Origin of the sequence: Kineococcus rugosus (genome assembly GCF_050871975.1) — a bacterium.
Lineage (GTDB): Bacteria > Actinomycetota > Actinomycetes > Actinomycetales > Kineococcaceae > Kineococcus.
Genome location: NZ_JBJLSJ010000004.1, coordinates 1 through 13,272 on the forward strand (window position 1 = coordinate 1; position 13,272 = coordinate 13,272).

At 74.1% G+C, this 13,272-nt stretch carries 16 protein-coding genes and 1 other RNA gene; 10 read left to right on the top strand and 7 right to left on the bottom strand.

The window, feature by feature from the left end:
- Window position 1: 1 nt before the first annotated feature.
- Window positions 2–697 (bottom strand): YaaA family protein, encoded by a 696-nt coding sequence (locus ACRYM6_RS02895; RefSeq protein WP_432541023.1) that lies wholly within the window; start codon window positions 695–697, stop codon window positions 2–4.
- Window positions 698–779: 82 nt separating this feature from the next.
- On the opposite strand from ACRYM6_RS02895, the gene rnpB reads away from it, so the two are divergent.
- An RNA gene (gene rnpB, locus ACRYM6_RS02900) (RNase P RNA component class A) lies at window positions 780–1,156 on the top strand.
- A gap of 16 nt (window positions 1,157–1,172) precedes the next feature.
- Here the strand turns inward: rnpB and ACRYM6_RS02905 are convergent.
- Together ACRYM6_RS02905 and ACRYM6_RS02910 are read right to left on the bottom strand one after the other, a co-directional pair.
- Window positions 1,173–1,343: a DUF4236 domain-containing protein gene (locus ACRYM6_RS02905; RefSeq protein WP_432541024.1), complete on the bottom strand. Its 171-nt coding sequence runs from the start codon at window positions 1,341–1,343 to the stop codon at window positions 1,173–1,175.
- A 48-nt stretch (window positions 1,344–1,391) separates the two neighbouring features.
- Window positions 1,392–1,937 (bottom strand): DUF6083 domain-containing protein, encoded by a 546-nt coding sequence (locus tag ACRYM6_RS02910; protein ID WP_432541025.1) that lies wholly within the window; start codon window positions 1,935–1,937, stop codon window positions 1,392–1,394.
- 147 nt (window positions 1,938–2,084) lie between these two features.
- On the opposite strand from ACRYM6_RS02910, the gene ACRYM6_RS02915 reads away from it, so the two are divergent.
- The gene (locus ACRYM6_RS02915; protein WP_432541027.1) at window positions 2,085–2,837 is read left to right on the top strand and encodes a DUF4328 domain-containing protein; all 753 of its coding nucleotides are present in this window, start codon (window positions 2,085–2,087) and stop codon (window positions 2,835–2,837) included.
- 25 nt (window positions 2,838–2,862) lie between these two features.
- On the opposite strand, the gene ACRYM6_RS02920 is transcribed toward ACRYM6_RS02915, so the two are convergent.
- The 4 genes from ACRYM6_RS02920 to map all read right to left on the bottom strand — a co-directional run bounded on the left by ACRYM6_RS02920 (window position 2,863) and on the right by map (window position 5,997).
- Window positions 2,863–3,858 carry an LLM class F420-dependent oxidoreductase gene (locus tag ACRYM6_RS02920; protein ID WP_432541224.1) on the bottom strand — a complete coding sequence of 332 codons (996 nt, stop codon included), beginning with the start codon at window positions 3,856–3,858 and terminating at the stop codon, window positions 2,863–2,865.
- Between the two features lie 78 nt (window positions 3,859–3,936).
- The gene (gene ppgK, locus ACRYM6_RS02925) at window positions 3,937–4,689 is read right to left on the bottom strand and encodes a polyphosphate--glucose phosphotransferase (RefSeq protein WP_432541226.1); all 753 of its coding nucleotides are present in this window, start codon (window positions 4,687–4,689) and stop codon (window positions 3,937–3,939) included.
- 136 nt (window positions 4,690–4,825) lie between these two features.
- Complete coding sequence (locus ACRYM6_RS02930; RefSeq protein ID WP_432541029.1) at window positions 4,826–5,029, bottom strand: PspC domain-containing protein; 204 nt, start codon at window positions 5,027–5,029, stop codon at window positions 4,826–4,828.
- Window positions 5,030–5,118: 89 nt separating this feature from the next.
- Window positions 5,119–5,997: a type I methionyl aminopeptidase gene (gene map / locus ACRYM6_RS02935; protein WP_432541031.1), complete on the bottom strand. Its 879-nt coding sequence runs from the start codon at window positions 5,995–5,997 to the stop codon at window positions 5,119–5,121.
- 70 nt (window positions 5,998–6,067) lie between these two features.
- Here map and ACRYM6_RS02940 point away from each other — a divergent pair, with 70 nt between their 5' ends.
- From ACRYM6_RS02940 to ACRYM6_RS02975, 8 genes are all read left to right on the top strand, one after another.
- Window positions 6,068–6,250: an SPOR domain-containing protein gene (locus ACRYM6_RS02940; protein ID WP_432541032.1), complete on the top strand. Its 183-nt coding sequence runs from the start codon at window positions 6,068–6,070 to the stop codon at window positions 6,248–6,250.
- A gap of 270 nt (window positions 6,251–6,520) precedes the next feature.
- Window positions 6,521–7,786 (top strand): toxic anion resistance protein, encoded by a 1,266-nt coding sequence (locus ACRYM6_RS02945; RefSeq protein WP_432541034.1) that lies wholly within the window; start codon window positions 6,521–6,523, stop codon window positions 7,784–7,786.
- Window positions 7,783–8,676 (top strand): hypothetical protein, encoded by an 894-nt coding sequence (locus tag ACRYM6_RS02950; RefSeq protein WP_432541035.1) that lies wholly within the window; start codon window positions 7,783–7,785, stop codon window positions 8,674–8,676. Before ACRYM6_RS02945 ends, ACRYM6_RS02950 begins: the two co-directional genes overlap by 4 nt.
- 10 nt (window positions 8,677–8,686) lie before the next feature.
- Window positions 8,687–9,550, top strand: coding sequence for a hypothetical protein (locus tag ACRYM6_RS02955; protein ID WP_432541037.1), 864 nt, complete (start codon window positions 8,687–8,689; stop codon window positions 9,548–9,550).
- Between the two features lie 16 nt (window positions 9,551–9,566).
- Window positions 9,567–10,409 carry a hypothetical protein gene (locus ACRYM6_RS02960; protein WP_432541038.1) on the top strand — a complete coding sequence of 281 codons (843 nt, stop codon included), beginning with the start codon at window positions 9,567–9,569 and terminating at the stop codon, window positions 10,407–10,409.
- A 50-nt stretch (window positions 10,410–10,459) separates the two neighbouring features.
- On the top strand, window positions 10,460–11,263 hold the full coding sequence (locus ACRYM6_RS02965) for an AIM24 family protein (RefSeq protein WP_432541040.1): 804 nt from the start codon (window positions 10,460–10,462) through the stop codon (window positions 11,261–11,263).
- A 97-nt stretch (window positions 11,264–11,360) separates the two neighbouring features.
- Window positions 11,361–11,936: a TerD family protein gene (locus ACRYM6_RS02970; RefSeq protein ID WP_432541042.1), complete on the top strand. Its 576-nt coding sequence runs from the start codon at window positions 11,361–11,363 to the stop codon at window positions 11,934–11,936.
- Window positions 11,937–12,078: 142 nt separating this feature from the next.
- On the top strand, window positions 12,079–13,230 hold the full coding sequence (locus ACRYM6_RS02975; RefSeq protein WP_432541043.1) for a DUF475 domain-containing protein: 1,152 nt from the start codon (window positions 12,079–12,081) through the stop codon (window positions 13,228–13,230).
- The last annotated feature ends 42 nt before the right edge of the window (window positions 13,231–13,272 follow it).

A 13,272-nucleotide genomic window follows, 5' to 3' on the forward strand; every position in this document is an offset into this window, starting at 1 on the left:
GTTACAGAGCCTCCCCCCAGAAGTGCTCCGACACCGAGGCCCCCACCGCACGGGGGTCCCGGGGCCGCCCGCCCCCGCGGGTCAGCAGCGCCCGCGCCACCAGCCCGCGCGTGTGCTTGGCGTGGTGCGAGACGACCTTGCCGCCGGCCACGACGCGGACGGCGACCGTGCGGGCCGCGGTCTCCGCGTCCGGCACCCACGCCGCGGCGTACGTGCTGGACCGGCAGTCCACGACGACCCCGGCCGGGTGCAGGACCTCCGTGAGGTGCCGTCGCCAGAACGCGGCCAGCGGGCCCACCCCCGGCAGCGACGTGCCCATCGACAGCCGGTAACCGGGCACGCGGTCGCGCGGCTGCAGGACCCCCCACAGCGCCGAGACGACGAGGACGCGGCGCGCGGCGCTCGCGGGCAGGGAGGGCAGGTCGAGGGCGTCGTACAGGACGCCGGTGTACACCTGCGCGGCCCGCGCGGCCGGGCGGGTCCGCAGCGTCGTGTTGGCCGCGACGACGTCGCGCAGGCTCGCCCCGACCCCCAGCAGCTCCGGCGCGTCGGGCCGAGCGGACACCTCGACGAGGGCGTCGAGGACCTGCTCGCGGGCGGCCGTCAGGTCGGGGTGGGACAGCGCGTCGAGACGGACCGCGGCGCCGCGCGGCGGCCCCGCCCACTTGGTCTCCGACGGGGGGAGCAGCACGAGCACGAGGGACGAGGGTACGGGTTCCCCTCCGACGCCGACGCCGACGCCGACGCCGGCGCGGCGATGGCCTAGGGTGTCCGGCGGACGAGTCGGCCGGGCGGCCGCGTCGGCCGGGGTCCGCCCCGGCCGCCGAGGAAAGTCCGGACTCCACAGGGCAGGGTGGTGGCTAACAGCCACCCGGCGTGAGCCGCGGGACAGTGCCACAGAAAGGAAACCGCCTCCCCGAGCGATCGGGGCGGTAAGGGTGAAACGGTGGTGCAAGAGACCACCAGCGCGCTGGGTGACCAGCGCGGCTCGGTAAACCCCACCCGGAGCAAGACCAGACAGGCAGCGTTCGAGGGCGGCCCGCCCGAGCTGCCGGGTAGGTCGCTTGAGGCGTGCGGCGACGCACGTCCTAGAGGGATGGTCGCCACCGCTCCCCCGGGAGCGGTACAGGATCCGGCTTACAGGCCGGCTCGTCCCCCCGCTCCTGCGCCGGTCACCACAGCTTGCCGCGCCAGCTCAGCCCCTTGAGCAGCCGCACGCTCACCCGGCCGGTCGAGGACACCGTCGCCCGGCCGAAGCGCTTGGACACGCTCAGCCCGGACCGGCCGGCGTTCAGCCGCACGCCCCTGCCCAGCGCCTTGGACCAGCGGAACGAGAACGGCACCGCACCCACCCACTCCCTCGAAGGACCTCCCGCCGATCCTGGCACGGGTCAGGCGTCCGCCGCCGGGGGACGGCGGTGCGCGCGCCACAGCCGGAGCAGCCGGGGGCTGTCCGGGGCCGGGTGCGCGGGGCAGACGACCTCGTGCCGCACCCGCGCCCCGACGGAGTCCTCGTCGTCGGGGTCGTGCTGCGGGACCGGCTGCGCCCGGCCCGCCACGACCCGCCAGCGCTCCTGCGCCGGGACGCCGGCGGCCAGGACCGGTTCCTTGGCCAGCCGCACCGGGGCGCCGTCGGGGCCGGGGTAGCGGTGCACGGCGTGCCCGCAGGCGGGGCAGTCCTCCTCGACGTACGGGCGCTCGGCGGCCCGGCGCTGCATGCGGCGCACGTGCTCCAGCACGGCCGAGGTCTGCTGGCCCAGCGTGGGGGGCAGGTCGGCGGCCTCGACGACGGGCGCGGGGCGGACGGCGGGGCGGGCGGCGAACCGTTCCCGGCAGCTGGCGCACACCGCGATGCGCACGCCCAGGCGCTCGGCGACCTGCACGTCCGCCTCGTCCCCGCCCGTCCCGCAGAACGCGCAGACCTCCTCACCCGCCACGGCCCCAGCATGCCCGGCACGGATCCCCGCCGGCGCGGGTGGTGCCTGGGCCGAGCGGGTGGCAGCGCCCCGCAACGCCTCCCCGTCCCCTTGCGGTGACGCACAGTGGTCAGGAGAGCAGTTCGCCCCGCACCAGGAGGATCCCCCGTGACCGGCCAGCCGTTCCGCGACGACCGGGCCCACCGGCCGGCCGAGGTGCCGTTCTTCGCCCCCGCCACCGGGGACTTCCCCCCGCAGCACCAGCCCGCGGGCGGCGCGCCGTTCGGCGCCGTCCCCACCGCCCGCTTCGGGAGCCCCGGCGGCCCCGCCCCGGCGCCCGCGCCCGTCGTCCACGGCCTGCAGCCGCTGGCCGGCCTCGGCAAGGCCGCCGTCGTGCTGGCCGGGGTGGTCGCGGCCACCGACGTGCTGTCGGCGCTGACCGCCTTCGCGGCGGACACCTCGCTGGTCGCCGCCGTCGCGACGCTCCTGGTCGGCCTGGCGTTCTTCGCCGCGCTCGTCGCGAACTGGGTCGTGGTCGCGCTGTGGCTGACCCGGGCCCGCGCCAACGCCGAGCGCCTCGCGCCGGGCGCCCGGCACCGCCGCCACCGCCTGTGGGCGTGGTTCGGCTGGATCGTCCCGATCGCCTGGCTGTTCGTGCCGCACCAGGTCGTCGCGGACGTGTGGGCCGCCTCGCGGCAGCACGCGCCCCGGGTGCCCGCGCCGCGGCTGGGGCTGTGGTGGGGGCTGTGGCTGGCGGGCCTGGCGGCCTCCAGCCTGAGCTTCCGGCTGTCCACGCAGGGGCTGGAGCAGGCCTCGACGGCACTGGGACTGGTCTCGGCGCTGCTGTGGACGGCGGCCGTCCCCGCCTTCGCCGGGGTGCTGCGCGCGATCACCGCGGCCCAGGCCCCCGGCCGCGGCTGAGGCGGCCGGGGCCCGGCCGGGGACTTCAGGCCCGCAGCGCGGGCACGACCTCGCGCTCGAACAGCTCCAGGCCGGAGGTGTCCGTCGCGATCTCGGGGAAGTAGAAGTTCGCGTACCCCAGGCCCGCGGCCACCAGCGGCCGCAGCTTCTCGACGATCTGCTCCGGGGTCCCCACCCCGGCCGAGGCCGGGCCCAGGCTCGCGGCCTCGCGGTCGGCGGCCTCCGGGCTCACGTGCCGGGCCAGCACGTCCCGGCGGGCCGCGACCCGGTCGGCGACCTCCTTCTCGTCCCGCCCGATCGCCACGTTGTAGTCGGCGGAGCGGGTGATGGAGGAGAAGTCGCGGCCGACGTCCTCGCAGTGCCCGCGCAGCACCTCCGACTTGTGGGTGAACCCCTCCAGCGTGCCGTCGAAGTTCGTGAAGTCGGCGTACTTCGCGGCCGTCCGCAGCGTCTTGCGCTCCCCGCCGCCGGCGATCCACAGCGGGATGCCGCCCGGCTGCAGCGGCAGCGGCCGGTTGAGGGCCCCGTCGGTCCGGTAGTGCTTCCCCTCGAACGTCGAGGTCCCCTCCGTCCACAGCTGCCGCATGATCTGGACGCCCTCGTCGAGGCGGGCCAGGCGCTCACCGGCGGAGGGGAAGCCGTACCCGTAGGCGCGCCACTCGTGCTCGTACCAGCCGCCGCCGATGCCCATCTCGACGCGGCCGCCGGAGACGACGTCCACGGTCGTGGCGACCTTCGCCAGGTAGGCCGGGTTGCGGTAGCTCATGCAGGTGCACATCTGCCCCAGCCGGATGCGCTGCGTCGAGGCGGCGAAGGCGGCCATCAGGCTCCACGCCTCGTGGGTGGCCTGGTCGGTCGGCTCGGGGACGGTGTGGAAGTGGTCGAAGACCCACAGCGAGTCCCACACGTCCCCGGCGTCGGCGCGTCGCGCCAGGCCGCTCATCACGTCCCAGTGCCGGGCCGGCTCAACCTCCGTGAGGTCGTGCTTCCAGCCCTGCGGGACGAACAGTCCCAGCCCCAACCGCGGCGTCGCGTCAGTCATGCCCGGACCCTAGGGCCCCCGGACCGGGTACCGGAAGGCCCCGGCCGGGGAACGTCCTCAGGGGACCGGCGCCGAGGCCAGCGACGCCGCCCCGATGATCCCGGCGTCGTTGCGCAGCTGCGCCGGCACGATGGGCGTGCGCAGGTCCAGCAGCGGCAGGAACTTCTCGTGCTTCTTGCTGACCCCGCCGCCCACCACGATGAGGTCCGGCCACAGCAGGTCCTCCACGTGGGAGTAGTAGCGCTGCAGCCGCTTCGCCCACTGCGACCACGACAGGTCGTGCCGCTCGCGCGCGGAGTCGGCCGCCTTCTTCTCCGCGTCGTGCCCGTCGATCTCCAGGTGCCCCAGCTCGGTGTTCGGCACGAGCTTGCCGTCGACGAACAGCGCGCTGCCGATCCCCGTGCCCAGGGTCGTCACCAGCACGACCCCGCGGACGCCCTTGGCCGCCCCGAACTGCACCTCGGCGAACCCCGCCGCGTCGGCGTCGTTGACGACGAGCACCTTGCGGCCCAGCGTCTCGGAGAACAGCGTGCCCGCGTCGGTGCCGATCCAGGAGGCGTCGACGTTCGCCGCGCTGCGGGCGATGCCGTGCTGGATCACCGCCGGGAAGGTGATGCCGACCGGGGTGTCGGCGGGGACGTCGAAGCCGGCCAGCACCTCGGCCACCACGGGTGCGATCGCCGCCGGGGTTGCCGGCTGCGGGGTCTCCAGCCGGACGCGCTCGGCGGAGAACGCCCCCGCGGCCAGGTCCACCGGCGCGGCCTTGATGCCGGAACCGCCGATGTCGACGCCCAGCCCCCTCACCGCCACCGCGGGCTGCGGCGCCCGCCGCGTCGTGCGGGGGCGGCTCGCGCTGGTGGACTGGGCCGACGGGTCGTTGGTCGTCTCGTTCACGCCAGGAGACTAGGGCGACCCACCCCCGGCGGCCACGCCACCGCGCCGCCGGTCAGCGGCCGTACCCGCCGGTGTCCTTCGGCAGCACCACCCACAGCGCCAGGTACACCAGCACCTGCGGGCCCGGCAGCACGCACGACAGCACGAACAGCAGCCGCACCACGTTGGCCGACAGGCCGAACCGGCGGCCCAGGCCGGCGCACACGCCGGCGATCAGCTTGCCGTTCCTCGGGCGGGACAGGACGGGGGTGCTCACGGCGGGCTCCTGGGTGGTCGGGGTGGTTCCGTACGCCCGTCCAACGCACGGGCGCCCCGATCGGTTGCGCCCGTCCCGTGCGCGCGCCGTCAGGGGAGCGTGAGGATCTCCGCGCCCGTCTCGGTCACCACGATCGTGTGCTCGAACTGCGCCGTCCGCCGGCGGTCCCGCGTCACCACGGTCCAGCCGTCCTCCCACATGTCCCACTCGTGGGTGCCCAGCGTCAGCATCGGCTCGATCGTGAACACCATGCCCGGCTCCATGATCAGCCCGTGCTGGGGCGCGGCGTCGTAGTGCGGCACGACCAGGCCGGAGTGGAACGCCGGCCCGACCCCGTGGCCGGTGAAGTCGCGCACGACGCCGTAGCCGAAGCGGGCGGCGTACTTCTCGATGACCCGGCCGATGACGTTCACGGCCCGGCCCGGCGCCACCGCCTTGATCCCGCGCATCGTCGCCTCGTGCGTCCGCTCCACGAGCAGGCGCGACTCCTCGTCCACGTCCCCGCACAGGAACGTCGCGTTGGTGTCGCCGTGCATGCCGTCGAGGTAGGCCGTGATGTCGATGTTCACGATGTCGCCGTCGGCCAGCACCGTGGAGTCCGGGATCCCGTGGCAGATGACCTCGTTGAGGCTGCTGCACAGCGACTTCGGGAAGCCCCGGTAGCCCAGCGTGGAGGGGTAGGCGCCGTGGTCGCAGAGGAACTCGTGCCCGATGCGGTCCAGCTCGTCCGTCGTCGTGCCCGGCACGACGTGCTCGCCCACCAGCGCCATCGCCCGCGCCGCCAGCTGCGAGGCCCGGCGGATGCGCTCGACGCCCTCGGGGTCGATGACGTGCGAGCCGGTGTACTGCGCGGGGGCGGGCCGGTCGACGTACTCGGGGCGGGCGATGCTCGCCGGGACCGGCCGGCGCGGGGTGGTCGTGCCGGGCACGAGGGTGCCCAGCGGTGCGGTGGAGGTCCCGGTGCTCATGGGCACCGAGTCTAGGTCGCGGCCCCGGGCGCGTGGTGCGCCCCGGACCCCGGCGGGCCAGGATGCCGCCATGGGCACGCAGTGGTTCTACGACACGAGCACCGGCCAGGTGCAGGAGCTGGAGAGGAAGGGGCAGGCCAAGGACCTGCTCGGTCCCTACGCGAGCCGGGAGGAGGCCGAGCAGGCGCTCGCGCGCGCACACGCCCGCACCGAGGAGAACGACCGCCGCGACCGCGAGGAGGACGACTGGTGAGCGGCGGCCGCGCCCCGGGCCGGCCCTGAGCCGGGCCGGGCGGCGGCCGGGGGAACCCCCGGGAGCACCCCGACGTCGTCCGGGGTGACCCGCTACGTCCGGGGTACGGGCCGCCGCGGATCCTCCACCGAGGGGTGGATGCCCGCGGCCGCACGGTGGGTCAGGATCGGGGGACCGCACGTGACGCCCCGGACCGCACCCGACCTAGGATCGGTGCACGCCCGGGGAGGCGCGGGTGGACCGCATGTCGAGGACGAGGGGAACCGCCTGATGTCGGAGTCGCTGGACCTGAGCAAGCCGCTGAACCCGCCGGCCGCGGCCGCACCGGCCCCGGCGGTCAGCGACCTGCAGCTGACGCCGCCGGCCCCGGTGCCCGTGGTCGCCGACGACACCGCCGAGGGCATGATCCCGCTGGACGAGGCGACCCGGGTCGAGCTGAACCGCAAGGCCCAGGCGTTCGTCGCCGACCTCGCCGCCCAGGACCCGCGCAGCCCCGCCTTCCAGAAGAAGGTCGACGACATCACGCGCATGGGCGAGCAGGAGGTCCGCTCCTCCGCGCAGGTCTCCAACCGGATGCTGGAGCGCCCGCAGTCCAGCCTCGCCGGCGCCAAGGGGCAGAAGGCGTCCGGGCCCGGCGCCGACGCGCAGGTGAAGGTGGCGAGCACCCTGCTGGAGCTGCGCCAGACCGTCACCGCCCTCGACCCCGGCCGCGCCGACCTCAAGGGCGTGAAGAAGATCCTCGGGATCATCCCGGCGGGCAACAAGATCCAGCGCTACTTCGAGCGCTACGCCGACGCCCAGTCCCAGCTCGACGCCATCATCAAGGCCCTCGCCAGCGGGCAGGACGAGCTGCGCAAGGACAACGCCTCCATCGAGTCCGAGAAGCAGAACCTGTGGACGACGATGGGCAAGCTCACCGAGTACGCCACGCTGGCCAAGGCGCTCGACGCCGCGACGGTCACCAAGATCGACGAGCTGCGGGCGACGAACCCGCAGGCCGCGGACGCGCTGACCTCCGACGCGCTGTTCCCCATCCGCCAGCGCCACCAGGACCTGCTGACCCAGCTGGCCGTCAGCGTGCAGGGCTACCTCGCCCTGGACCTGGTGCGCAAGAACAACATCGAGCTCATCAAGGGTGTGGACCGCGCCCAGACCACGACGGTCGCCGCGCTGCGCACCGCCGTCATCGTGGCGCAGGCGCTGGCGAACCAGAAGCTCGTCCTGGACCAGATCAACGCCCTGAACACCACGACGAACCAGATGATCCTGTCGACCTCGGAGATGCTCAAGCAGCAGACCGGGCAGATCCACCAGCAGGCCTCGTCGTCCACGATCGACGTCGCGACCCTGCAGAAGGCCTTCGACAACGTCTTCGCGACGATGGACGCCATCGACACCTTCAAGCAGCAGGCCGTCGTCAGCATGGCCAGCACCGTCGACGCGCTCGAGGGGCAGGTCCACCGCTCGCGGTCGTACCTGGAGCGGGCGCGCAACGGCGAGGGCGGCCCGGGCCCGGCTCTCGAGGGCCCCCGGTGACCCCCGAGACACCCTCGCGGTCCCTGCGGCGGGCCCGGCCCGCCGCGGTGCACGGGCACGTGGTCCGCCGGGGGGCCGCGCAGGCCCCGCCCGAGCTCGTCGCGCGCCGGCTGCGCAGCCGCACGTGGCGGGCGGCGAACTCCTGGTGGCTGGCGATCCCGGCCGTGGGGCTGCCGTGGCTGTCGTTCCTCTACATGGGGCTGCGCGCCCGCCGCCCGCAGTGGGTGCTGGCGGCCGTCGCGTACTTCGTGCTGTTCGGCGGGGCGGCGACCGGCCTGGGGGTCGGGATCGCCGCGGACGCGACGTTGTGGACGGTTCTCGGGGCCCTGGCGGGCACCGGGGCCTGGGGCCTGGGACTGGTGCACTCGATCATGGCGAACTCGGCGTGGCTGCGGATCAAGGCGGCGTTCACGGGGGAGGAGCTCACCCCCGCCCCGGCGCCGGTGGAGCCCCCGCCGCCGGCCGACCCGGTCCAGGCGCTGCAGCAGCGCCTGACCGAGGTCGTGGGCACCGCCAAGCGCCACGGCGGCCGGCTGCCCGACGGCGCCGTGCCCGCGGTGCGCGAGATCGAGGACGTGCTCGGGCCCCTGCTCGCGCACGTCGCCCGCCGCGGCGCCGAGGTGGAGGAGCTGCACAACCTCGAGGCCATCGTCACCGAGTACCTCCCGGGCGCCCTGGGCCACTACCTCGACCTGCCCGAGGACTACGCGCTGACCAACCGCGGCCCGGGCGGGGCGACGCCCGCCGAGGAGCTCGTCAGCCAGCTCCAGCTCCTCCTGCAGGGGGCCCGCGACCTCCAGCGCGCCGTCCACGACCAGGACGCGCGCAAGCTGTCGGTGCAGGGCAGGTTCCTCGACGCGAAGTTCCGGCGCTCGGACCTGGACCTGTAGGAGGACCGACGTGGGAGTCGAACTCGGCAAGGGCCTCGACGAGGGCGGGGAGGGCCGGGCGCGCGGGCGCCTCGACGCGCCGCCCCCGGTGCCCGCGGGAGCCTCCCCGGCGCGCACGACCCCACCACCGGCGCCGTACGTGAAGCGCGAGCCCTCGGTGCCGCCGCCGCCCGAGGAGCCGGCCGGCGGGCTGACCCCGCACGCGATGGGCCTGGCCAACGCGGTCTGGGTGGCGGCCTGGATCATCTCCTTCAGCCAGGGGTGGGTCGGGCTCGCGCTGGCGCTGCTGTTCACCCAGGGCGCGGCGATGGGCTACCTCAAGCACCAGGGCGTGCCGTGGGCCGGGCACGCCGCCGAGCGGCGCGCCCGCCGCCTCGAGCGCCACCGCGCCCGGGCCCTGCGCCGCGCGCCCGCTCCCGTGGCGGCGGCGGACCCGCCGGAGCTGCCGGACCCGCTGTCGGCGGCCGAGCGCGCGCTGGCCGGTGCCGTCGTGCGCGCCGAGACCTCCGGCGGCCGGATGGACGCCGAGGCCGTCGCCCTGGTCCGCGAGGTCGACCGCCTGCTGCGGCCGCTGCTGGCGCAGACGCGCACCCGCGAGACCGACCCGCAGGTCCTGCACGACCTGCGGACCCTGGCCGGTGAGCACCTGCCGCGCACCGTGGACGACTACCTCGTGCTGCCCGGCGACTACGCCCACGAGCACCGCACCGCGGCCGGGACGACACCGGCCGACGAGCTGCGCAGCCAGCTGCAGCTGCTCGTGGAGGGGTGCCGCCAGCTGCGCGAGGCCGTCCTGGCCCGCGACGTGGACCGCCAGCAGCAGCAGAGCCGGTTCCTGGAGGCCAAGTTCCGCAAGAGCGACCTGGACCTGTGAGAGCGGGGGAGGAGCCGTGGGCGTCGAGCTGAGCCGGCCGGAGGAGCCGGGCGAGCCGCGCGAGGAGCGCCGGCGGGTCGTGCTGCCCGACCGCGAGGTCGAGGTCGTGCGGCCCGAGGACCTCGAACCGCGCCTGGGCGGGAACCTGCCGGTGTTCGGTCGGGTCTCGGACGTGCAGTTCCAGCTGTTCCAGTTCGTCGGGCTCGGCGGCTGGATCGTGATGTACGCGTACCTGCCGTGGTGGATGGGCTTCCTCGCGATGTGGGCCTGGATCGCCCTCGTCGTCGCGTACGAGAACGAGGCCCACCGCCGTCGCCGGTTGCGTCGGCACTACCGCCGCGCGCTCAAGTACGGCCTGGCCGTCCTCGCGCTGCCCGCTGAGCCCGCGCCCCGTCGCCGCGAGCGGGCCCCCGAGCCGGCCGCCGCGCCCGTCGCGGCCGCCCCGCGGGTCAGCGCGGCCGAGAAGGCGCTGGTGGCGACCGTGCGCCGCGTCGACACCAGCGACCGGTTCGAGCGGACCGACGTCGTCCTGGTCCACGAGGTCGCCGACCTGCTCGGCCCGCTGCTGCTGCGGATCGCCGAGCGCGGCGGGGACCCGCAGGTCCGGCACGACCTGGAGACCCTGGCCGCCGAGCACCTGCCCCGCACCGTCGACGACTACCTCTCCCTGCCCCCCGACGTCGCCCACCGCGCCGGCGACGGCAGCACCCCGGCGCAGGAGCTGCGCAGCCAGCTGCACCTGCTCGTGGAGGGGTGCCGGCAGCTGCGGGACGCGGTGCTGGCCGCCGACGTGGACCGCCAGCAGCAGCAGAGCAGGTTCCTGGAGACCAAGTTCCGCCGCAGCGACCTGGACCTGTGACCCGCCCGCCGGGCCTCCCGCGCGCCCACCGGGTGCGGTAGGAAGGGTCCATGACGCTCGACGTCCAGCTCGTCGGCTCCACGACCCAGATGGCCGTGGTGACGCTGCGGCCCGGCCAGACGGTCTACTGCGAGGCGGGCAAGTTCCTCTTCTCCTCCGGCGACGTCGTGATGGAGACCAAGCTGACGGCGCCCAGCGACCCCCACGGCAAGCCCGACGGCGGCGGGCTCGGCAGCCTGCTGCGGGGGGCGGCCAACGCGGGCAAGCGCGTGCTGGCGGGGGAGTCGTTCGCCTTCCAGCACTTCCACACCCCCGGCGGCGACGGCCTGCTGGGCCTGGCCGGGGTCCTGCCCGGCGAGATGCGCGTCCTGGAGCTCGACGGCGGCACGACGTGGTTCGCCGAGAAGGACGCCTTCGTGGCGGCCGAGGCGGGCGTCCACTTCGACATCGCCTTCTCCGGCCTGGGCCAGGGCGTCATGGGCGGGGAGGGCTTCATCCTGGAGAAGTTCACCGGCCGCGGGTCCTTGATGATCGCCGGCGCGGGGGACTTCATCGACATCAACCCCGCCGACTACGGCGGCACGATCCGCGTCGACACCGGCTGCATCGTGGCCTGGGACGACCGCATCACCTACGGCGTCGAGACCGTCGGCCGGCTCAACCGGCAGGGCATCATGAGCGCGGTCTTCGGCGGCGAGGGGCTGACCCTGGCGACGCTGCGCGGCAACGGGCGCGTCATCCTGCAGTCGGTCACCATCGAGGCCTTCGCCAAGGCCCTCGTGAAGAGCAGCGCCAAACCCGACCAGCAGGGCCTGGGCGCGCTCGGCGGCCTGTTCTCCGGGTCCCGGGACTGACCGGGCACCCCGGGGCACTTCCCGGGGCCGGTGATCGTTGGACCGCACGTCGGAACACCACGACGACAGCACAACCACGCAGAAGGAGCGACACACCATGGGCGTCAGCCTCAGCAAGGGCGGCAACGTCTCCCTCTCGAAGGAAGCGCCGGGGATGACCAAGGCCGTCATCGGCCTGGGCTGGGACGCGAACTCGTTCACCGGTTCGGAGTTCGACCTCGACGCGCAGGCCATCATGGTCGGCCCCAACGGCAAGGTCCCCAACGACGGGTTCTTCGTCTTCTTCAACCAGCTGAAGTCCCCCGAGGGGTCCGTCGAGCACACCGGCGACAACCGCACCGGTGAGGGCGAGGGCGACGACGAGCAGATCAACGTCGACCTGTCGCGCATCCCGGCCGAGATCGACAAGGTCGTCTTCACCGTCGCCATCTACGACGCCGACACCCGTAAGCAGTCCTTCGGCCAGGTCCGCAACGCCTTCATCCGCGTCGTGAACGCCGAGGGCAACACCGAGGTCGCGCGCTACGACCTGTCCGAGGACGCCTCCACCGAGACCGCCATGGTCTTCGGCGAGCTGTACCGCAACGGCAGCGACTGGAAGTTCCGCGCCGTCGGCCAGGGCTACGCCGACGGCCTGCGCGGCATCGCGACCGACTTCGGCGTCAGCGTCTGACCCACCCCTCCCGCGCCGCGCGTCGTCCCCACCGGGGGACGACGCGCGGCGTTCTCCCGTGCGCGCGCCGGGCCCGGGATGAGAGGGTCGTCCCTGCTGCACGTCAGGCCCGCACCGGGCTCCGATCGACAAGAGAGTTCCCGTGATCCTCAAGACCTACCGCTGGTCGTTCATCGTGACGGCCCTGGGCATCGTGCTCGCGGCGTGGTACGGGCTGTCGGCCCACCTGGGCATCGGCCAGGCCGTCGCGCTCGTCCTGATCCTGTCGATCCTCGAGATCAGCCTGTCCTTCGACAACGCGGTCGTGAACGCCACGATCCTCGAACGGATGAGCGACTTCTGGCGCAAGATCTTCCTGTCGGTCGGCATCATCATCGCCGTCTTCGGCATGCGCCTGGTCTTCCCCATCGTGCTGGTGTGCGTCACCGCCGGCCTCAGCCCCGCCGAGGTCATCCGCCTCGCGCTGGCCGGCGGCGAGCCCGAGACCCCCGGGACCTACGGGTACGAGCTCAACCAGGCGCACCCGACCATCGCCGCCTTCGGCGGGATGTTCCTGCTCATGCTCTTCCTGAACTTCATCTTCGGGGAGAAGGAGCACCACTGGATCGGGCCGGTCGAGCGCCTGCTGGAGCGCGTCGGCAAGCTGGAGTACGTCCAGGTCATCGTGGCCGGCGGCGTGCTGCTGATCGTCGCCGAGACCTTCGCGACCGACCACGGCCGCACCGTGCTGGCCTCGGGCCTGGCCGGCATCGTGACGTACCTGCTGGTCAACGGCCTCGGTGAGCTGTTCAACGTCGAGGACCACCTCGAGCACGGGGAGCACCCCGACGGCGCCGACGCCGCCGCGGCCGGCGGCGGGGCCACGCCGGTCCGCAGCGGGCCCACCACGGCCGCGAAGGCCACCGGCAAGGCGGCGTTCTTCCTGTTCCTGTACCTGGAGGTCCTGGACGCGTCGTTCTCCTTCGACGGCGTCATCGGGGCCTTCGCCATCACCTCCGACCCGGTCATCATCGCGATCGGCCTCGGCGTGGGCGCCATGTACATCCGGTCCATGACCGTCCACCTCGTCGAGGAGGGCACGCTGGCCCAGTACCCGTACCTGGAGAACGGTGCGCTGTGGGCCATCGGCGCGCTGGCGACGATCCTGCTGCTGAGCATCGAGGTGCACATCCCCGAGGTCGTCACCGGGCTCATCGGCCTGGCCTTCATCGTGGCCTCGCTGATCAGCTCCATCCGCTACAACCGGGCCCACCCGGAGGAAGCGCACGTGGAGACGCACGCCGTGCACAGCTGACCGGCGTCGGGACGGACGGGGACGGGACGGGGGATCGGGAGG

Coding starts and splice junctions, on each gene's coding strand:
- map (WP_432541031.1), bottom strand. CDS start 5,997: ATGAGCACCGGGACCTCCACCGCACCGCTGGGCACCCTCGTGCCCGGC.
- ACRYM6_RS02940 (WP_432541032.1), top strand. CDS start 6,068: ATGGGCACGCAGTGGTTCTACGACACGAGCACCGGCCAGGTGCAGGAG.
- ACRYM6_RS02945 (WP_432541034.1), top strand. CDS start 6,521: ATGTCGGAGTCGCTGGACCTGAGCAAGCCGCTGAACCCGCCGGCCGCG.
- ACRYM6_RS02965 (WP_432541040.1), top strand. CDS start 10,460: ATGACGCTCGACGTCCAGCTCGTCGGCTCCACGACCCAGATGGCCGTG.
- ACRYM6_RS02970 (WP_432541042.1), top strand. CDS start 11,361: ATGGGCGTCAGCCTCAGCAAGGGCGGCAACGTCTCCCTCTCGAAGGAA.